At 46.2% G+C, this 20,439-nt stretch carries 20 protein-coding genes and 1 pseudogene; 19 read left to right on the top strand and 2 right to left on the bottom strand.

Annotation, left to right across the window (positions count from 1 at the left end):
* The first annotated feature begins 147 nt into the window (after positions 1 to 147).
* From spsA to CJU60_RS01810, 16 genes are all read left to right on the top strand, one after another.
* Positions 148 to 918: a spore coat dTDP-glycosyltransferase SpsA gene (spsA, locus tag CJU60_RS01735; RefSeq protein ID WP_095712753.1), complete on the top strand. Its 771-nt coding sequence runs from the start codon at positions 148 to 150 to the stop codon at positions 916 to 918.
* Between the two features lie 4 nt (positions 919 to 922).
* The gene (locus CJU60_RS01740; RefSeq protein WP_095712754.1) at positions 923 to 2,347 is read left to right on the top strand and encodes a CDP-glycerol glycerophosphotransferase family protein; all 1,425 of its coding nucleotides are present in this window, start codon (positions 923 to 925) and stop codon (positions 2,345 to 2,347) included.
* A gap of 20 nt (positions 2,348 to 2,367) precedes the next feature.
* Positions 2,368 to 3,537 carry a DegT/DnrJ/EryC1/StrS family aminotransferase gene (locus tag CJU60_RS01745; RefSeq protein ID WP_095712755.1) on the top strand — a complete coding sequence of 390 codons (1,170 nt, stop codon included), beginning with the start codon at positions 2,368 to 2,370 and terminating at the stop codon, positions 3,535 to 3,537.
* Entirely contained in the window at positions 3,538 to 4,407 is an 870-nt protein-coding gene (locus CJU60_RS01750) for a GNAT family N-acetyltransferase (protein WP_095712756.1), read from the top strand.
* The gene (locus CJU60_RS01755) at positions 4,407 to 5,528 is read left to right on the top strand and encodes an N-acetylneuraminate synthase family protein (RefSeq protein WP_095712757.1); all 1,122 of its coding nucleotides are present in this window, start codon (positions 4,407 to 4,409) and stop codon (positions 5,526 to 5,528) included. The genes CJU60_RS01750 and CJU60_RS01755 overlap by 1 nt, the downstream gene beginning before the upstream one ends.
* Positions 5,521 to 6,261, top strand: coding sequence for a cytidylyltransferase domain-containing protein (locus CJU60_RS01760; RefSeq protein WP_024123261.1), 741 nt, complete (start codon positions 5,521 to 5,523; stop codon positions 6,259 to 6,261). The genes CJU60_RS01755 and CJU60_RS01760 overlap by 8 nt, the downstream gene beginning before the upstream one ends.
* Position 6,262: 1 nt before the next feature.
* Positions 6,263 to 7,282 carry a PseG/SpsG family protein gene (locus CJU60_RS01765; protein ID WP_024123260.1) on the top strand — a complete coding sequence of 340 codons (1,020 nt, stop codon included), beginning with the start codon at positions 6,263 to 6,265 and terminating at the stop codon, positions 7,280 to 7,282.
* Positions 7,283 to 7,306: 24 nt separating this feature from the next.
* Entirely contained in the window at positions 7,307 to 8,044 is a 738-nt protein-coding gene (locus CJU60_RS01770) for a sugar phosphate nucleotidyltransferase (RefSeq protein ID WP_095712758.1), read from the top strand.
* 2 nt (positions 8,045 to 8,046) lie between these two features.
* Complete coding sequence (rfbB, locus tag CJU60_RS01775; RefSeq protein WP_095712759.1) at positions 8,047 to 8,994, top strand: dTDP-glucose 4,6-dehydratase; 948 nt, start codon at positions 8,047 to 8,049, stop codon at positions 8,992 to 8,994.
* Positions 8,995 to 9,007: 13 nt separating this feature from the next.
* Complete coding sequence (gene rfbD, locus CJU60_RS01780) at positions 9,008 to 9,859, top strand: dTDP-4-dehydrorhamnose reductase (protein WP_095712760.1); 852 nt, start codon at positions 9,008 to 9,010, stop codon at positions 9,857 to 9,859.
* A complete protein-coding gene (locus CJU60_RS01785; protein ID WP_095712761.1) occupies positions 9,852 to 10,307 on the top strand; it encodes a dTDP-4-dehydrorhamnose 3,5-epimerase family protein in 456 nt (151 codons plus the stop codon). Before rfbD ends, CJU60_RS01785 begins: the two co-directional genes overlap by 8 nt.
* 327 nt (positions 10,308 to 10,634) lie before the next feature.
* Positions 10,635 to 11,099 (top strand): biofilm surface layer hydrophobin BslB, encoded by a 465-nt coding sequence (bslB, locus tag CJU60_RS01790; RefSeq protein WP_095712762.1) that lies wholly within the window; start codon positions 10,635 to 10,637, stop codon positions 11,097 to 11,099.
* Positions 11,100 to 11,283: 184 nt separating this feature from the next.
* Positions 11,284 to 12,558: a glutamate dehydrogenase gene (rocG, locus tag CJU60_RS01795; RefSeq protein ID WP_024123255.1), complete on the top strand. Its 1,275-nt coding sequence runs from the start codon at positions 11,284 to 11,286 to the stop codon at positions 12,556 to 12,558.
* Positions 12,559 to 12,788: 230 nt separating this feature from the next.
* Positions 12,789 to 14,336 (top strand): L-glutamate gamma-semialdehyde dehydrogenase, encoded by a 1,548-nt coding sequence (pruA, locus tag CJU60_RS01800; protein WP_095712763.1) that lies wholly within the window; start codon positions 12,789 to 12,791, stop codon positions 14,334 to 14,336.
* A 71-nt stretch (positions 14,337 to 14,407) separates the two neighbouring features.
* Positions 14,408 to 16,108, top strand: coding sequence for a M20 family metallopeptidase (locus CJU60_RS01805; RefSeq protein ID WP_095712764.1), 1,701 nt, complete (start codon positions 14,408 to 14,410; stop codon positions 16,106 to 16,108).
* Entirely contained in the window at positions 16,108 to 17,520 is a 1,413-nt protein-coding gene (locus CJU60_RS01810; RefSeq protein ID WP_024123252.1) for an amino acid permease, read from the top strand. The genes CJU60_RS01805 and CJU60_RS01810 overlap by 1 nt, the downstream gene beginning before the upstream one ends.
* A 31-nt stretch (positions 17,521 to 17,551) precedes the next feature.
* On the opposite strand, the gene CJU60_RS22120 is transcribed toward CJU60_RS01810, so the two are convergent.
* Together CJU60_RS22120 and CJU60_RS22125 are read right to left on the bottom strand one after the other, a co-directional pair.
* Positions 17,552 to 17,752, bottom strand: coding sequence for a hypothetical protein (locus CJU60_RS22120; RefSeq protein WP_255237713.1), 201 nt, complete (start codon positions 17,750 to 17,752; stop codon positions 17,552 to 17,554).
* A 78-nt stretch (positions 17,753 to 17,830) separates the two neighbouring features.
* A complete protein-coding gene (locus CJU60_RS22125; protein ID WP_024123250.1) occupies positions 17,831 to 17,986 on the bottom strand; it encodes a hypothetical protein in 156 nt (51 codons plus the stop codon).
* Between the two features lie 212 nt (positions 17,987 to 18,198).
* Here CJU60_RS22125 and CJU60_RS01820 point away from each other — a divergent pair, with 212 nt between their 5' ends.
* The 3 genes and pseudogenes from CJU60_RS01820 to bacB form a co-directional block, all read left to right on the top strand.
* A complete protein-coding gene (locus CJU60_RS01820; protein WP_024123249.1) occupies positions 18,199 to 19,437 on the top strand; it encodes an MFS transporter in 1,239 nt (412 codons plus the stop codon).
* A 150-nt stretch (positions 19,438 to 19,587) separates the two neighbouring features.
* Positions 19,588 to 20,202: a prephenate decarboxylase gene (gene bacA, locus CJU60_RS01825; RefSeq protein WP_095712765.1), complete on the top strand. Its 615-nt coding sequence runs from the start codon at positions 19,588 to 19,590 to the stop codon at positions 20,200 to 20,202.
* Positions 20,192 to 20,439: pseudogene (bacB, locus tag CJU60_RS01830) on the top strand (3-((4R)-4-hydroxycyclohexa-1,5-dien-1-yl)-2-oxopropanoate isomerase); the annotation flags it as partial. The gene bacA and the pseudogene bacB, both read left to right, overlap by 11 nt.

A 20,439-nucleotide genomic window follows, 5' to 3' on the forward strand; every position in this document is an offset into this window, starting at 1 on the left:
GCCGATTTCTCTGGCCGATCACTGTTTTTTCAATGGACGTACACAATCTTTTCGCATATTAGTCTGTATTCCTAGCGCAACTTGCGCTTAAGCAACATAAGATAACGTTAGTTTCAGGTGTGAAAATTCAAGAAGGAGGTGTAGGATTTGCCGAAAGTTTCAGTGATTATGACGAGCTATAACAAAAGCGATTATGTGGCAAAGTCCATTTCAAGCATACTCTCACAAACTTTTTCTGATTTTGAATTGTTTATTATGGATGACAACTCAAATGAAGAGACGCTGAATGAAATCCGTCCCTTTTTGAATGATAACCGTGTGCATTTCTATCAAAGCGATGTATCTGGAGTGAAGGAAAGAACGGAAAAAACGAGATACGCGGCCCTGATCAATCAAGCGATTGAGATGGCAGAGGGTGAATATATCACCTATGCGACGGATGACAACATCTATATGCCGGATCGGCTGTTAAAGATGGTGCGTGAACTCGATGATCACCCGGAAAAGGCTGTGATCTACTCAAGCTCGAAAACCTATCATTTAAACCAGAATCGAGACATTATAAAAGAAACTGTCAGGCCCGCCAGTCAAGTAACGTGGAACGCTCCGTGCGCAATTGACCATTGCTCGGTGATGCACAGGTATTCGGTGCTTGAGAAGGTGAAGGAGGCGTTTGGCTCTTATTGGGATGAAAGCCCGGCGTTTTATCGGATCGGTGATGCCCGGTTCTTTTGGAGAGTCAATCATTTTTATCCGTTTTACCCGCTGGCCGAGGAGCTTGATCTGAACTATATTACAGACCAATCCATTCATTTTCAGCTGTTTGAGTCAGAAAAAAACGAGTTCGTTCGGAATCTTCCTCCGCAGCGCAACTGCCGCGAACTGCGTGAATCATTAAAAAAGCTTGGAATGGGGTGAGAGTTTGTCGGCCTATTTAAGCAATTATTGGGTGTTGTACCGGAAGTATGCGGAGCTTTTTGACAGGCTTCGCTACAAGGGGATTCCGCTCGGGCTTATCAGTAATTTTTACCAATACATCAGCCCTGAGCTGAGAGTGATGATGGAAGAAGAACCGGAATTATTCGGGCCTGCGGATCAGCATATCGATGAAGGCCAGATTCAGACGTTTTTTGAAGAGAAAAAACAGAGCATTGCCAAAACAAATGACGCGCCTGTTAAGGGAAAAGTGATCTTGCATTTTGATCACCTTCGTTTTGTAAACGCTAATTACTACCAATTTGATCCTGAGAAAACAGCTGTTTTGGCAAGATGGAGTATGCCGAATTATTGCGATTTGCCTGTGATCAGCAAGCCTGAAGTGGCTGCTTCATGTGAAAAAGGCGATCCGAAGCCGTATCTTGAAAAGGCTTTTTCGATTCTTTCGGCTTATGATGACCACCCGGCATTCGGTGATCAAGCATTTCGTGAACGGCTTTTCAAGGATATTCCTTTGTTCATGGAAGCCATTGACACAGTAGATGCTTTATTCAAGAAAGAGAACATTTCTGCCGTTGTTGTAGGAACGACAGAAGACATTTACAGCAGGGTGCTCGCTCTTATGTGCGAAAGGAGAGGGGCCGTGAGCGTCTGCCTTCAGCATGGAGCGCTGATGGGTGATGAAGCCTTCTTGCCCGTTTTTACAACCTATCAGGCTGTTTTTGGCGCATATGAAGCTGGTTGGTATCAGCAAAAAGGCTGCAAACCAGAACAGATTCTCATAACGGGACATCCCCGCTTTGACGAAATTTTTAACAGGACACCTATGGACATGTCAGTATTTTATCGAAAGCTGGCCTTTCACCCGTCTAAAAAAATCGTTTTGATCGCGACACAGCCCTTTTCCGAGGAATTTTATTCAAGTGTGTTAGCGGAGCTTACCACGCAAAAACAGCTGCAAATCATCATTAAACCTCACCCATGGGAAATCGGAAAAAACAAGCTGGATCTGTATCATGCGGCGGCAAAAAAACATAAAGCATGCAGAGTCATCAAAAAAGAGATGGATCTGTACGATATTCTGGCGTATGCTGACGCCGCTGTGACACAAACCTCAACGGTGGGCCTTGAGGCCATGCTGTTTCAAAAGCCCGCACTGATCGGGAAATCGACCGGAAACCGCACGTATCCGTATTACGAGTCTCTTGGCGACTTTATATTTGAAAAACCGGAGGAATTAGCGCGCACCCTGATTGAGGTTCTTCAAAATCCCGCCATGTATCAGAAGGCAGAAGCGGCGCGTCTGTCATTTACGGCTTCCAATTACCCGGTTACTGAGTCGACGCTCGCCTTGTTTTCGGAACTGAAAGCAAAAACAGGAGTTGATTACAGGCGGGATCATTCTGAATAAAACGATAGGAGCGCAAAGAAATGGTGCAAAAGAGAAATCATTTTCTTCCTTATTCCTTGCCGCTGATCGGAAAGGAAGAAATTCAGGAGGTCACAGAAACGCTTGAATCCGGATGGCTTTCCAAAGGCCCGAAGGTTCAGCAGTTTGAAAAAGAGTTTGCCGCGTTTGTCGGAGCCAAGCACGCCGTGGCGCTGAATTCATGTACCGCTGCTTTATTTTTGGCTTTAAAAGCAAAAGGGGTCGGACTGGGTGATGAAGTCATAACCTCTCCACTGACGTTCAGCTCAACCGCCAATACGATTATTCATACCGGAGCAACGCCGGTGTTTGCGGATATAGATGAAAAGACGCTTAACATTGATCCGAAAAAGCTTGAGACGGCGGTCACACCGCGGACGAAAGCCGTTGTACCCGTCCACTTTGGGGGGCAGTCCTGTGACATGGACGCAATTTTAGCCATTGCCCAAACGCACGGTCTATTTGTGCTCGAGGATGCGGCGCACGCAGTATACACCACTTATAAGCAGAGAATGATCGGCTCCATCGGGGATGCGACAGCATTCAGCTTCTACGCGACCAAAAACCTGGCGACAGGGGAAGGCGGCATGCTGACGACGGATGATGAGAAGCTTGCCGACAAAATCAGGGTTCTGAGCCTTCACGGCATGAGCAAAGGCGCGTGGAACCGTTATTCTTCAAATGGCAGCTGGTACTATGAGGTCGAGTCGCCCGGCTACAAAATGAACATGTTTGATCTGCAGGCGGCGCTCGGGCTTCATCAGCTGAAACGGCTGGATGACATGCAAAAACGGAGAGAAGAGATTGCAGGTCAGTATCAAGCCGCTTTTCAGCAAATCCCGGGGCTGATCACGCCGTTTGTTCACAACGAAGGACGGCATGCCTGGCATTTATATGTACTGCAAGTTGATGAAAAACAGGCCGGCGTCACTCGGGATGAAATGATTACGGCTCTAAAGGATGAATACAATATCGGGACCAGTGTTCATTTTATCCCAGTGCATATTCATCCGTATTATCAAAAGGAATTCGGATTTAAGGAAACAGACTACCCGCTCGCCATGAAGTATTACAAACGCACCCTGTCACTCCCGCTGTATCCATCAATGTCTGACGAAGATGTCAACGACGTGATAGAGGCCGTGCGGGACATCGCAAAAGGGGCTGGTTAGGTGTATACGATAAAAGAGAATGTTTCCAAAGAGGCGATCATGGAATTTCTCCAAAGCAAACAGATGACACTTGACGGGTCGTATCAATTTTCGCTCGGCCTATTTGAAAACAGCCAGCTTCAAGGCGTGATGCTGTATGAAGACGCCCTTTGGGAAAGCAAAATGCTCCAGAAAAAAGCCATGAATGTAAAGCTTCTCGCGGCTAACAGCACAGGACAGCTGAAACGGCTATTTCAGGCCTTTTATTCTGTTCGGCAAACGGATGAAACGGATTTTGTGTTTGTGCGTGTACCGGCAGAGGATATCGGAGCAGTACATGTCATTCAGCAGCAACCGTCATCTTATTTTGTCGGCAGTTTGCTTAAACTGGCGAAGACCCCGTCTATATATGAAAAAACGCCGCCATTTTTTGAACTGGTTCAGCCTGAGCCTGGAGACACCGAAGAGATTTGCCAGTTAGCCAGCGACGCATTTACGAAAAGCAGATATTTTCACGATCCTTATCTCAGCCGTGAGGCAGCGAACAAAATCTTTCAAGAGTGGACACGAAACAATCTGATGGGGAGAGCGGATATCAATATTGCCGCTAGATATAATGGGGAAATAATCGGCTACCTGCAAGGTTTATCAAAAGGTGATGAGTATGTGCTTGATTTGATGGCTGTGAAGCCGGGGTATGAAGGCAAGCGTATCGCGTTTCATTTATTGGCGCATCTCATAGAACAACCGGAGACGCTGAAGCATAAAACGGTAACAGCGGGGACGCAGCTTCATAATGTAAGAGCGATCCGCCTATATGAAAGAATGGGCTTCACCGCTGTTCAATCATATTACTATTACCACATTTGGCCGGGCAAGGAGGCGAAATAATGGCGGGTTTTCAGATCGCAAACAAAACTGTCGGCAAAGATGCTCCCGTTTTTATCATTGCCGAGGCAGGAATTAATCATGACGGAAAATTGGATCAGGCCTTTGCACTGATTGATGCCGCGGCGGAAGCGGGTGCAGATGCCGTTAAATTTCAAATGTTCCAGGCTGATAAGATGTATCAGAAAGATCCTGGATTATACAAAACGGCTGCGGGCAATGATGTATCAATTTTTTCTCTTGTTCAGTCCATGGAATTGCCCGCGGAGTGGATTGATCCGCTTTTGGACTACTGTCGCAAGAAACAGGTGATTTTTTTAAGCACGGTGTGTGATGAAGGATCAGCTGATCTGCTGCTTTCCACTTCTCCAAGTGCTTTTAAAATCGCATCCTATGAAATTAACCATCTCCCGCTGCTCAAGTACGTCGCCCGCATGAACAGGCCGATGATTTTTTCGACAGCCGGAGCGGAAATTGCTGATATTCATGAGGCTTGGCGCACCATCAGAGCAGAGGGCAACCACGAAATTGCCATTATGCATTGTGTGGCGAAATACCCTGCACCGCCTGAATACAGCAACCTCAGTGTGATCCCGATGCTTGCCGCCGCTTTTCCGGATGCGCCCATCGGTTTTTCGGATCATAGCGAACACCCGACAGAAGCGCCATGTGCCGCGGTCCGGCTCGGCGCCAGACTGATAGAAAAGCATTTTACTATCGATAAAAACCTGCCGGGGGCTGATCATTCATTTGCATTAAATCCGGATGAATTAAAGGAAATGGTCAAGGCCATCAGGGAAACGGAAGCCGAGCTGAAACTAGGCATCAGGAAGCCAGTTTCTGAAAAGCTGCTGGGCAGTTCATACAAAACAACAACTGCCATTGAGGGTGAGATCAGAAAATTTGCATATAGGGGAATTTTCACAACGGCTCCGATTCAAAAAGGGGATGCCTTCAGCGAAAACAATATTGCCGTGCTCCGCCCCGGACAAAAGCCTCAGGGGCTGCACCCGAGATTTTTTGAGCTATTGACCGGCGGCGTGCGTGCGGTAAGGGACATCCCGGCAGACACAGGCATTACGTGGGAAGATATTTTAACGAAGGACAGCCCGTCCCATGGATGACATACTTTTTATCGTGCAGGCGAGAATGGGATCGGAACGCCTTCCTGGAAAAGTACTGCGTCCGCTTGGTTCGGAGCATTTACTCGATATTCTCGTTCAGCGCGTACGGCAAAGCGCGTTCTATCAAAAGGAGCGCGATAATCTTGTCATCGCTACATCTGACAAAAAAGCCGACGATGTATTAGAGGCACACTGCATCAAGAACGGCATTCGCGTTTTCCGCGGCAGTGAGGAACGGGTTCTCGACAGATTTGCGCGAGTCATAAAGGCTGCGAAACCGGAAGTCGTCATCCGCTTAACGGGGGATAATCCGTTTGTCGATCCAGAGTTGCTCGATATGATGATTTCAGCTCATCTTGATCAAGGTGCGGATTATACGTATATCCTGAACACGCCGTTAGGCATTTGCGGTGAAGCGGTGAGCGCCAAGCTTTTGCTCGATATCAGCGGCATCAAAATGCTGGAGGATAAATACCAAGAGCATGTCACCTTGTATGTCCGGAAACATCCCCATCTTTACCGTTTGCAGTTTTTAGAGGCTCCGGAACAGCTCTGCGCTCCTCAATATCGGCTGACCGTCGATACGGAGGAAGACTATCAATTGGTCTCAGCCCTCTATCAAAAAGCAGGCGAGCGCCCTGATGTCTCGGCTGCAGAGTTAATCAGCCTGCTGAACCAGCACCCTGATCTGGCGGCGATGAACGGTATGACAAAGCAAAAAGAGGTTGAGTAGCATGCATATCGGGATATTCGCAGACGGCGGGTTCGAGAAAGGAATGGGGCACGTCGTTCGAATGAAAAGGCTTGCGCAAGAACTCAAACACCGCTGTTCCATTACGTTTTACACAAATGACGAGTCTGAACAATTTCTTCAAGAAGAGTACTGGCAGGTCATCGTAAAACCGGGGCTTCAGCAAAATGAATGTATTCTCCGGGAAATAAACGATAAAAAGCTCGATCTGCTTTTATTCGATATCCTTGGTGCACCTGTCGATTTATTAACAAAAATAAAAGCAGGCACAGATGCCAAAATCGTTCTGTTCGAAGAAAAAAATGAGAAAGCGATAGGTCAAAGTGATGCGGTCATTAACGGAATTTACGGCGATGTCAGAAGCAAGGTTTACGATCAGGGAAACGCCCGTGTCTATGAAGGCCCGGATTATCTGATTCTCCACCCTGCCTTTCAAGCCGCAAGAGCTGATTACGCACTTAAGGAAGACTGCCGCAATATTCTTGTTGCATTAGGAGGAAGCGATCCAAAGCAGCTTGTTTTTAAAGTGATAGCAGCGGCCGATCAGCTCCCGGACAGGAAAGACAAGAAAATGATTTTTATCATGGGCAGCGCTTCGCCGCATCAAGAGGCGGTCCGTAAATTGATTCAAAACAAACCCCAATACGCACTAATCGAGCAGACAAATGACATGGCTGTGTTTATGAAACAAGCAGATGCAGCCATTGTCGCCGGCGGCATCTCGCTTTATGAAGCGATCTGTATCGGCGTGCCGTGCCTCGTACTTTCTCAGGTTGCCCATCAAACCACAACCGCTGCAAAATTTGCGGAACATGGCGCCGTTCTTGATCTTGGCCTGGGAGAGAATGTATCCGTCGAAAAGCTTGCTTATCATATGTCACAAATATTCAGCAGCTATCCTCTCCGTCTTTCTCTGCACGAGGGAGGAAGGCCGCTCGTAGATGGAAAAGGAATGAAACGGGTATCAGCCATTCTTTATGATTTGCTTGATGATAAGATATAAAAATGCACGTAAGGAAGTGTTAATGTGAAAGGTGTCATTTTAGCCGGAGGAAACGGCTCACGCCTTATGCCCTTAACCAAAGCCGTCAACAAGCATTTGCTTCCTGTAGGCCCTTATCCGATGATTTACTGGTCGATAATGAAGCTTGAGGAAGCCGGAATTAAAGAGATTTTACTCATCAGCCAAAAAGAGCACATGCCGCAGTTTTATAAGCTGCTGGGAAGCGGGGAGGAGCTTGGCGTCTCCGTCACTTATCAAGTGCAGCCCGCCGCATCGGGAATTTCAGATGGGTTATCATATGCAAAACGCTTTACCGGAAAGGAGCCTTTTATTTTATTATTAGGTGATAATATATTCGAAGATTCATTAAAGCCTTATACGGAGCGATTTCAACAGCAGGGAAAAGGTGCGAAAGTGCTTCTGAAAGAAGTGGATGATCCAGAACGTTTTGGGATTGCTGAGATTGATGAGAAAAATAAACACATTCGATCCATTATTGAAAAACCTGCAAATCCGCTGACCAACCTTTGTGTAACCGGCATTTACATGTATGATGCAGAAGTGTTTTCATATATTGAACAAATATCACCATCAAAGCGCGGCGAGCTGGAAATCACTGATGTAAATAATTTATACATTGAAAACAGCAAGCTTACGTATGATGTGTTATCGGGCTGGTGGGTCGATGCAGGAACACACGAATCGCTTTATCTCGCCTCCCGGCTGGTACATCAGGCTTTACAGAAAGGACAGGACGAATAGCTATGGCAAAATCATATTTCATTACAGGCGGGGCCGGATTCATAGGGCTCACGTTTACAAAGCTCATGCTCAAGGAAACGGATGCGCGCATTACTGTTCTAGATAAATTAACGTATGCCAGCCACCCGCAGGAAATCGAAAAACTAAAGGGAAACAGCCGGTTTCGGTTTGTAAAAGGGGATATCAGCATTCAGGAGGATATCGACCGGGCGTTTGACGAGACCTATGACGCCGTGATTCATTTCGCCGCGGAATCGCATGTAGACAGAAGCATCTCCCAAGCGGAGCCGTTTATCACAACGAATGTCATGGGCACATACCGTCTGGCGGAGGCAGTCTTGCAAGGAAAAGCCAAAAAGCTGATTCATATTTCAACAGACGAGGTGTACGGGGATTTAGAAGCGAATGATCCCGCATTTACGGAAGCAACGCCGCTTTCTCCTAACAACCCTTATTCCGCGAGCAAAGCGAGCTCTGACCTTCTTGTTCTATCGTATGTGAAAACACACAAACTGCCGGCTATTATTACACGCTGCAGCAACAATTACGGCCCATATCAGCATAGTGAAAAAATGATCCCAACGATTATCCGCCATGCAAAACAAGGCTTGCCGGTTCCGCTCTACGGTGACGGGCTTCAGATCAGAGACTGGCTTTTTGCAGAGGACCATTGCCGCGCCATCAAGCTTATTTTAGAAAAAGGAACCGACGGTGAGGTGTATAATATCGGCGGCGGAAATGAACGCACGAATAAAGAGCTGGCGAGTATCATCATGAAACATTTGGGCTGTGAGGAATTGTTTGCTCACGTCGAAGACCGAAAAGGGCATGACCGGCGCTATGCGATCAATGCGTCAAAGCTGAAAAATGAGCTTGGCTGGCGGCAGGAAGTGCCGTTTGAAGAAGGCATTGCGCGCACGATTCGCTGGTATACAGACAATGACCGATGAGAAGGTGATCCGATTGACAAAGGTATTGGTAACCGGTGCGGGCGGACAGCTTGGCTTGGAGCTGTGCCGCCAGCTGAAGCAAGCCGGATATGAGGTCATTGCGTTAACAAAGCAGATGATGAACATCGCCGATCAGCGTTCTGTACGGCATTCGTTCGGGCATTATCAGCCGGATATCGTGGTCAATACCGCCGCGTTTACGTCCGTCGACAAATGCGAGACGGAGCTGGATAAAGCTTACTTGATCAACGGAGTTGGCGCTTATTACACTGCGCTGGAGTCATCCCGCATCGGAGCGCAATATGTTCATATCAGCACGGATTATGTATTTGACGGGAAGGGGACCCAGCCATACAGGGAAGACGGCCACCTTGACCCGAACACCATCTACGGTAAAAGTAAAAAACTCGGAGAAGAGCTGATCCAGTTAGCAAGAACCGACAGCACGATCATCAGAACATCGTGGGTGTATGGACAAAGCGGCAGCAATTTTGTTCATACGATGCTGAAGCTCGCAGAAACAAAACAAGAGCTGCGGGTTGTGAATGATCAAATCGGCTCGCCGACCTATACGAAGGATTTGGCGGAAGCGGTTATCAAGCTGTTCAGTCATCCGCCGGGCATCTACCATGTCAGCAATTCAGGCATATGCAGCTGGTATGAGTTCGCAAAGGCCATTATGGAAGAAAGCGGGCTGAACACAACGATTACGCCCGTGACGACAGAGGAATACGGGAATCCGACACCCCGGCCGGCTTACTCTGTGCTGAGCCACCGTGCCATTGAAGAAGCCGGCATACGCCCGCGCCATTGGCGGGAAGCTTTACGGGAATTTTTGCAGGAAAGGAGCAGTGCGCGTGATTGAAGGAGTCAAGGTTAAGAAACTGACAAAGCATTGTGATGACAGAGGTTTTTTTGCCGAACTGGTTCGCGATGATGAGAACCTTCTTGAGCATTTTGGGCAGGCGTCTTGGTCCAAAAGCTATCCGGGTGTGATTAAAGCGTTTCATTATCACGAGAAGCAGGATGATCTCTGGTTCTTCCCGACAGGCCACGCTCAGGTTGTCCTTTACGACCTGCGGGAGGATTCAGAAACAAAGGGAGAAACCGATGTCTATTATATGGGAGAAGACAACCCGATGCTGTTATTGATTCCAAAAGGCGTCGCTCACGGATACAGAGTGCTGGGCGAAACGCCGCTGACAATTATCTATTTTACGACAACCTCGTATAACCCTGATCAGCCCGATGAAAAAAGAGTCCCATGGAATGATGAGACAATCGGTTTTAACTGGAATACCGAATTTAAATAAATCATAGAGCAGTTATCCATCGAAGATCATCAGGCATCTTCGACTTTTTTTGTCCTGTTTTGATATCAGGACAAAAGATAGAGATACAAGGCTCATATTTTACTAGATACGGATCAGAAATAGTCTATTAGAATCTTGTGTAAATAGGAAGAATTTATTACATCATTCCAAGTGTTAATATTCCTGAAAAAACATTTACTTCCATGGAAAATGGTGATAGATTAACTTTTAAGAAAAAGAAATGGTAATTCGCGAGTTACGGTAAAACGCTTTTTCTGCAGAGGACGCTCTGGCCAAATTCCAACCGTGATTTGAGGAGGAAATGTCATGTTAAAAAGAAATTCATTCGTATCTTCATTTTTCATCAGTTCAGCTGTCCTGCTATCAATCTTGCTTCCTTCAGGCCAAGCGCATGCACAGTCTGCATCAATTGAGGCAAAAACCGTAAACAGTACAAAAGAATGGACGACTTCAGATATTGAAGTGACTTATAAACCAAACGCAGTGCTTTCTCTGGGAGCAGTCGAGTTTCAATTTCCTGACGGATTCCACGCGACAACAAGAGATTCTGTGAATGGGAGAACACTGAAAGAAACACAGATTTTAAACGATGGAAAAACGGTCAGGCTGCCGCTTACGCTTGATTTGTTAGGGGCGTCTGAATTCGATCTCGTCATGGTGCGCAAAACGCTTCCGCGTGCAGGCGCATACACGATTAAAGGCGATGTGGTAAACGGTCTGGGAATCGGCAGTTTTTATGCTGAAACACAGCTGGTTATCGACCCTCGTTAATATCAATAGAAATGATCAGGGGCTGGTGTGATATCAGCCTCTTTTTTTGTATGGTTAAAAAACTGGTACGAATCTTGCATGTAGATAAGGGTGAACCCAATCAAGAAAGGAATTGATCTATTACAGTTTTTTTTAAAAGCGCTTACATTTTTCTGGAGATAAAAATATGATGAGGTGAAAAAACATGTCAGAAAAACAAATCACAAAGGATGAAGAAAAAGAAGCTCTCAATTTATTTCTGTCTACGCAAGCGATCATAAAGGAAGCCCTGCGGAAATTGGGCTATCCGAGCGGAATGTATGAATTAATGAAAGAACCGATGAGAATGCTCACTGTACGAATTCCGGTGAAAATGGATAACGGCAGTGTGAAAGTGTTTACAGGCTATCGTTCACAGCACAATGACGCGGTCGGCCCGACAAAAGGGGGCGTGCGTTTTCATCCCGAGGTGAATGAAGAGGAAGTGAAGGCGTTATCGATTTGGATGACGCTCAAATGCGGGATCACGAATTTGCCGTACGGCGGCGGAAAGGGCGGCATTATTTGTGATCCGCGGACAATGTCGTTTGGAGAATTGGAACGGCTGAGCCGGGGGTATGTCCGCGCCATCAGCCAGTTAGTCGGCCCGACAAAGGATATTCCCGCTCCCGATGTATACACCAATTCGCAAATTATGGCGTGGATGATGGACGAATACAGCCGGCTTCGGGAATTCGATTCCCCGGGTTTTATCACAGGAAAACCGCTCGTTTTAGGCGGCTCACAGGGCCGGGAAACAGCAACCGCTCAAGGCGTAACCATTTGTATAGAAGAAGCGGTTAAGAAAAAAGGAATCAAGCTGCAAAACGCGCGCATCATCATACAGGGCTTTGGGAACGCCGGCAGTTTTCTGGCTAAATTTATGCATGATGCCGGCGCCAAGGTTATCGGGATTTCGGATGCCCACGGCGGTCTGTACAACCCGGATGGCCTCGATATTCCTTATTTGCTCGATAAGCGGGACAGTTTCGGAATGGTCACCAATTTATTTACAGATGTCATCACAAATGAAGAGCTGCTCGAACAAGAATGCGATATTTTAGTGCCGGCGGCTATTTCAAATCAAATCACAGCCAAAAACGCCCATAACATTAAGGCCTCAATTGTGGTCGAAGCGGCTAACGGGCCGACGACAATCGACGCGACAAAGATTTTGAATGAAAAAGGCGTACTCCTGGTGCCGGATATACTGGCGAGTGCCGGCGGCGTAACGGTTTCTTACTTTGAATGGGTTCAAAACAACCAAGGATATTATTGGGCAGAAGAAGAGGTTGCTGAAAAGCTGAGAAACGTGATGGTCAATTCATTTGAAACGATTTATCAGACCGCGGCCGCACACAAAGTCGATATGCGCTTGGCGGCTTACATGACGGGAATCAGAAAATCTGCAGAGGCGTCTCAATTCCGCGGATGGGTTTAGGGGGGATAATCCCCCCTTTCTCCTGCAAAAATATTTTGCATTTTTGTTTGCGAACGACATAAAAATCGCAAAGTGATTTTGCACTTTATACTCATAAAAGGGAAAATGTTTAGATTTCTGACAAAGTTCTCTGCGATTCTACAAGTTTTTTTGTGAAAAGACGAAATATTGGTACGAATCTTGCTTTTATATTCGTATGAAGACACATTACATAACGAGGGGGATTACATATGACCGTTTCATATGCGCACGAACCATTCACTGATTTTAAGGAAGCAAAGAATAAAACAGCCTTTCAAGAATCACTGGCCTTTGTAAATACTCAGCTCGGCAAGCATTATCCGCTTGTCATTAATGGAGAAAAGATCGAAACGGATCGTAAAATTGCTTCGATTAATCCGGCCAATAAGGAAGAAGTGATCGGCTACGCCTCAGCGGCTAATCAAGAGCTTGCTGAAAAAGCGATGCAATCGGCGTTACAGGCATTTGAATCGTGGAAAAAACAAAGACCGGAGCACCGTGCGAATATCTTTTTTAAAGCTGCGGCTATTTTGCGCAGAAGAAAGCATGAATTTTCAAGCTATCTTGTAAAGGAAGCGGGAAAACCGTGGAAGGAAGCAGATGCTGACACAGCGGAAGCAATAGACTTTTTAGAATACTACGCGCGCCAAAGCTTAAAACTGAAGGACGGGGCTCCGGTAAAGAGCCGGGCAGGCGAGTACAATCAATATCATTATAAAGCGCTTGGCGTCGGCATTGTCATTTCGCCATTTAATTTCCCGCTCGCCATTATGGCAGGGACTGCTGCGGCTGCGATTGTCACGGGGAATACGATCCTGTTGAAGCCGGCAGATGCTGCGCCAGTAGTGGCTGCTAAATTTGTCGAGGTGATGGAGGAAGCGGGTTTGCCAAACGGCGTTCTCAATTACATTCCGGGAGACGGAGCGGAAATTGGTGATTTCTTAGTAGAACACCCTAAAACAAGATTTGTATCATTTACAGGTTCCCGTGCGGTCGGCTGCCGGATTTACGAGCGTGCCGCAAAAGTGCAGCCGGGCCAAAAATGGCTGAAACGCGTGATTGCTGAAATGGGCGGGAAAGACACAGTGCTTGTCGACAAAGATGCTGATTTGGATCTTGCTGCCTCTTCTATTGTTTACTCCGCATTCGGGTACTCAGGGCAAAAATGTTCAGCGGGTTCCCGTGCAGTGATTCATCAGGATGTCTATGATGAAGTCGTAGAAAAAGCAGTTGCGCTGACCAAAACGCTGACAGTCGGAAGTCCGGAAGATCCTGATACGTATATGGGGCCTGTGATTCATGAAGCTTCCTACAATAAAGTCATGAGCTATATTGAAATCGGCAAGTCTGAAGGCAAGCTTTTGGCCGGCGGAGAAGGCGATGATTCAAAAGGCTACTTTATTCAGCCGACGATCTTTGCAGATGTTGATGAACATGCGCGTCTCATGCAGGAAGAAATCTTCGGTCCGGTTGCTGCCATCTGCAAAGCGCGTGATTTCGATCATATGCTTGAGATTGCAAATAACACAGAATACGGACTGACAGGCGCTCTGCTGACGAACAACCGTGCACACATTGAACGGGCTCGCGAGGATTTTCATGTCGGAAACTTATACTTTAACAGAGGCTGTACCGGAGCTATTGTCGGCTATCAGCCATTCGGCGGGTTTAATATGTCCGGAACAGACTCAAAAGCAGGAGGTCCGGATTATTTAATTCTTCATATGCAGGCGAAAACAACGTCCGAAGCGTATTAATTGAGAAAACCGAAATAGTGCGATTGTTTTTAGATCGCACTATTTACATGTTTGGATGAGGGGGATGATGTATGCTCTATACAAAAATCAGTCACATGCCGCCGGCAGAACGGGTTGAGACACTGACAAAGTCTTTGGTCAGCCTCAGCAGTGTAAACGGCACCATCGGCGAAGGGACGAAAGCAGATTTTATCAAAGAAGTCATCATGAGCTATCCTTACTTTCAGGAACATCCTTGCCATGTATGGGAACAGGCTATTCCTAATGACCCGTACAACCGGAAAAATATTTTTGCGTTTGTGGAAGGCAGCGGGGAAAGCCGGAATACTGTCATTTATCACGCCCACTTGGATACGGTGGGAATTGAAGATTTCGGCCCGCTTAAGGATATCGCTTTTGATTCTGGAAAATTGGCTGAGTATTTCTCCAACTATGACTTTGATGAAGACGTTCAGCGGGACGCCAAGTCGGGTGAGTGGATGTTCGGCAGAGGCTCTGTCGACATGCAAAGCGGCATCGCGGTGCATTTGTCCAATCTCCTGCACTTTTCAGAGAACCCCAAAGCATTGCCGGGAAATCTATTATTTATGGCAAACCCGGATGAAGAAAGTCAGCATGCCGGTATTCTCGCCAGTATTTCTGAGCTGAACCGATTAAAAAAGGAGAAACAGATTCAGTATCTGGCTGCCATTAATACCGATTTTATTACGCCGCTGTACGATGGTGATTCAACCAGATATATCTATACCGGAGCCGCGGGAAAGCTGCTGCCTTGCTTTTATATATCCGGCCGGGAAGTGCATGTCGGAGACACGCTTGCTGGCATCGATCCAAATCTCATTTCTTCTGAAATCACAAGACGCATCCACAACAATATTCATTTAGCAGAAAAGATTGAAGGCGAATTAGTTCTGCCCCCATCCTGCTTGTACCAGCGTGATAACAAAGAATCCTATAACGTCCAAACCGCCGTCAGCAGCTATTTGTATTTCAATTATTTTATCTATGAAAAAACAGCAAAGGAAGTCATGGACCAGCTTACCCAAGTCGCTGAGAAAGCGTGCCGGGACACAGAACGAAAATTATCAGAGTATTATGAAGAATATCTGAAGCGAACAAATCTTCCGAAGAGACATTTGTCTTGGGATATTCAAGTCTTCAGTTTGGATCAATACATGGAAAAGCTAAGAAGCCGCGGCGTCGATCCTGAGCAGTGTATAGAGCAAGCATTCAAAGCCAATGAGCACCTTGAACTGCGCATGAGATGTTTTCATGCAATTGAAGAACTCCAAAAGCTTGATCCCGATCAGGGCGCAAAAGTCATTCTGTTTTATGCTCCTCCTTATTTACCGCATAACTATTTAAAAGAAGAAAGCACAAGAGACCAGCTATTGCAGCATGTGATCAAAGAAGCGGTGGACAAAACCGCCGAAACGACAGGCGAAACCTTTGTTTTCAAAAAGTTTTTCCCTTACTTGGCAGACGGCAGCTTTTTATCGCTGCATGAAACCGATGACGAAATTGATTCCTTTATCAGAAACTTCCCGGGGTGGGAGATGATTGGAACCATTCCGTTTAAAGATATACGGAAACTGAACATTCCTTCCATTAACATGGGTGTATACGGAAAAGACGGACATAAATGGACTGAAAGAGTATACAAGCCGTACACATTTCATGTATTGCCTGATCTGATACAGCAGACCACTGTTCACCTTTTGCAAAGCTATCGGATGAATATCAGCACAAAAGAGCCGAAGGGAGAAGGATGATGCAGGATCATAAAAATGAATTGCAGCGCAGTATGAAAAGCCGGCATTTGTTTATGATTGCCTTGGGCGGCGTCATCGGCACCGGTCTGTTTTTAGGTTCCGGCTTTACGATCAGCCAGGCGGGTCCTCTCGGAGCCATTGTCGCCTATATGATTGGCGGATTTTTAATGTATCTGGTCATGCTTTGTTTAGGGGAGCTGGCTGTCGCCATGCCGGTGGCCGGATCGTTTCAAGCCTACGCCACAAAGTTTTTGGGGCCGTCGACAGGTTTTATGATCGGCTGGCTGTATTGGTTCAGCTGGGCGAATACAGTCGGCTTGGAGCTAACGTCAGCGGGCATTTTGATGCAAAGATGGCTGCCCTCCGTGCCGATCTGGATATGGTGTCTCGTTTTCGGTGTCATCATCTTTTTGATTAATGCGCTGTCTGTCCGAAGCTTTGCGGAAATGGAATTTTGGTTTTCGAGCATCAAAGTGACAGCGATCATATTATTTATCGTGATCGGCGGGTGCGCCGTGTTTGGCTTGATTGATTTTAAAGGCGGTCAGGAAACGCCTTTTCTATCTCATTTCATGACTGATAAAGGACTGTTTCCAAATGGCGTGCTGGCTGTTATGTTTACGCTGGTTATGGTCAATTTCTCATTTCAGGGGACGGAGCTGGTCGGAATTGCGGCAGGGGAGAGTGAAAGTCCGGAAAAGACATTGCCAAAGTCCATTCGAAATGTCATCTGGCGAACACTGTTTTTCTTTGTGCTGGCTATGTTCGTTTTGGTTGCCATTCTTCCGTATGAAACGGCTGGGGTGATTGAGAGTCCGTTTGTAGCGGTACTTGATCAAATCGGCATCCCATTTGCGGCTGATATGATGAACTTTGTCATATTAACGGCCATTTTATCTGTTGCCAATTCTGGTTTATATGCAGCCTCGCGTATGATGTGGTCGCTTTCAACAAACAAAATGGGCCCGGTTCTTTTAACGAGACTGACCAAAAAAGGGGTGCCGATCAATGCCCTGCTGATTACGATTGGGATTTCCGGCTGTTCGCTGCTGACTAGCGTCATGGCTGCAGAAACCGTGTATTTATGGTGCATATCAATCTCAGGTATGGTGACAGTTGTCGCGTGGATGTCCATTTGCGCCTCGCAATTTTTCTTTCGCAGGCGGTTCCTCGCTGAAGGCGGAAACGTGAACGACCTGGAATTCAGAACCCCTCTTTATCCGTTGGTGCCGATTCTTGGGTTTGTATTATACGGATGCGTATTGATAAGCCTTATATTCATCCCAGATCAAAGAATCGGCTTGTACTGCGGTGTACCAATCATTATTTTCTGCTATGCGTACTATCATCTGAGCATCAAGAAACGCTTACAAAATGAACCGCTGAAAAAAGAGCAAACAGAAGCGCAATAGAAGAAGCTCTCCGGGAGACCGGAGAGCTTTTTTACGCGTTACGTCTGACAAGAAACACATAGGACAATATCGCGAGCACATCAAAGCCGAATATACTCAACGCCATCGGCCGCGCGTTTTCTTCCCCGGCTACACCGGCGAGCGCCGTTGATGGCAAACGGCATGCTGAACATCTGAGCCGACACATCGTATATGTTTTGCAGGATAAACGGCGAACCGGAAATATACGCAAACATGCCGGTCCCGATATAGGCCTGGCTGAAAGCAAAACCCATAAACGCCCGGTCGCCAAGCAAGTGCCGACATGTGATCAGCTTTCAGGCAGTGATTCAGGCAATGCGGTCAGAACCGTGACAAAAATAAGACACCCGGTCCCTGCCAGCACGATAAGCAAAGTTGACCAGTCAGTAAATTGAAGGATGAATCCTCCCGAAATCGGGCTAACTGTTGAATAACCTTGATTCATCACCTGACCCGCCTTAACAAATGCATTACTATAGCATATCCCAGGATATGTTTTTATTTTATTTTAAATTTGAAACAAGAAATCCCTTATTCGTATTTGAATGAAAATAATAAAAAGAAAATTATTTTCGTTCGAATTGTAAATTGCAAATAAAGGATGCTAAACTATAATTCAACTTTATTTTAAGATTCCGGAAGAGGTGTTAAGGGAGAATGAACAGTAAACAAAACAATCACATCAAATCAAAACATCATTTTCCGCTATTTCTTGCGCTGGCTTTAACAATGGGCGTATTTGCGGCTGGATCTGAAGAGCTTGTCATTTCACCGCTGCTGCCTGATTTAGCAGATGCCTTCAACTCAGATGTCAGCGTGCTTGCGCTATCTATCAGTATATATGGGATCATGATCTTTATCGGTGCCCCGCTGCTGGTGCCTTTAGGGGATAAATACTCGAGAGAACTGAGTTTAATGCTGGGACTCGTGATCTTTATTATAGGAACCGTGATATGCGCTTTGGCGCAAAATATTTTTTTCTTCTTTTTAGGCCGTGCGCTTTCAGGGTTGGCGGCAGGTGCGTTTGTCCCGACCGCTTACGCAGTTGTCGGGGATCGTGTTCCGTATACATATCGGGGGAAAGTGATGGGTCTGATCGTATCAAGCTGGTCGCTTGCACTGATTTTCGGTGTGCCGATCGGATCATTTATAGGCGGCGTCTTACATTGGAGATGGACATTCTGGATTTTCGCCTTGATGGGTGCACTTGTTGTTTTGCTCGTCCTATTTGAAATGCGCCGCCATAACGATAATAAAAGCACCGTCCAGGAGGAAAAAGATGAGCCGGCGGGGACATTTCGAGACGCGCTTAAAGTGCCGCGTGTTCCCGTTTATATCATAATCACTTTGTGCAATATGATTGGTTTTTACGGTATGTATTCGTTTTTAGGCTCTTACCTACAGGACGTTTTTACCGGAGGCAATACGGCTGCCGGCTTATTTATTATGATTTATGGCATCGGGTTTTCCATGAGTGTCTTTACAGGTAAGATTGCCGACCGCATTGGAAAAATGCGCTCTCTGATCATTGCGCTGGCGGTCATCAGCGTTCTGCTGGCTTGTATCGCGTATGCGCCCGCATCAATGCCTCTGCTAATCATCAGTCTATTCATCTGGGGGTTAATGCAAAGCTTGACGGTGACGCTGCTCAGCACCATTTTGAGTGATTGCTCAGAGCGTCATCGCGGGAAAATTATGGCGTTTTACAGCCTTGCCTCAAATTTGGCTGTGACATTAGGTTCTGCTTTGATGGGACCTGTATATGTGGGATACGGGTATGCAGCTGTCGGAATGATTTGCGCCATCATTACAGTGCTCGGTTTTGTGCTCAGTGTATTCGCATATAAAAAGTACGGAAAGCATGAGCAGAAAGCAGATCATTCCTTATCCCAATAAACAAAGTTTCTAAATTCCTATAACAAAAAACCCTTTCTTAAGGGTTTTTCTGTTTGTATGGGAATAATTATCAGTATTTTCAAAAAATGTTGACAGTTCGATTGCCGCTGGATAAAATTTACTTAAAATTTAAAAGATTGGTTGGTGCTCATGATTATATTGGATAATAGCATTCAGACAAAAAACAAAGCTTATTCAATATCAAAACTGATTACAGTCAACACGCTCGGCCCAGAAGGGACAAGCAGTGAGTACGCAGCAAAACATTTCATCTCTAATTTTACTCTTCTCCAAGGGCTAAACAGTAAATTATCTTTGCATGATACATTTGAATCATGCATCGAAAGGACTCTTCAAAGCCCGCTGGAATACACCATCGTTCCACATGCTTATGACGGCATTAAACATTTCTACATGAGGCCGGATTTGCAGCTTTTGCAAATCTTCAGGTGCGATACACCGATGTACGGCCTGGCTGTCCGTCCTGATTTCACATTCAGCGACGACATGCTTGACACATCTATTATTGTTTCACACCCATCACCTATCAATTTAATTAAATATTTTACCCGCAAAGACGTCAGGTTCGAGCTGGTCAACTCAACCAGCGCCGCGGCAAAAAAAGTAAAAGAAGGTCTTTCTGACATTGCTTTAACCAATGAACTGGCAAGACAAAAATACGGGCTCAAATTTGTTAAGACATTTAAAAGCATTCCTATGAGCTGGTCATTATTCGGAAAAGGAGACGTTGATTATGAAAACTGAACAAGATGTGAAGGAGATTTATTTCCCGACACCAAAATTAATAGAGTGGGAGAACGGAGTGAGACAGTATTCCACCGTCCGCGGCGATACTGAAGTGCTAATGTCTTACGTTCCGCCGCATACGAACGTTGAACCGCATCAGCACAAGGAAGTCCAAATCGGCATGGTCGTTTCAGGCGAGCTGTCCATGACTGTCGGAGACGTCACAAAAAAAATGACAGCCTTGGAATCGGCATA

The organism is Bacillus sp. 7705b (assembly GCF_002289525.1).
GTDB lineage: Bacteria > Bacillota > Bacilli > Bacillales > Bacillaceae > Bacillus > Bacillus halotolerans.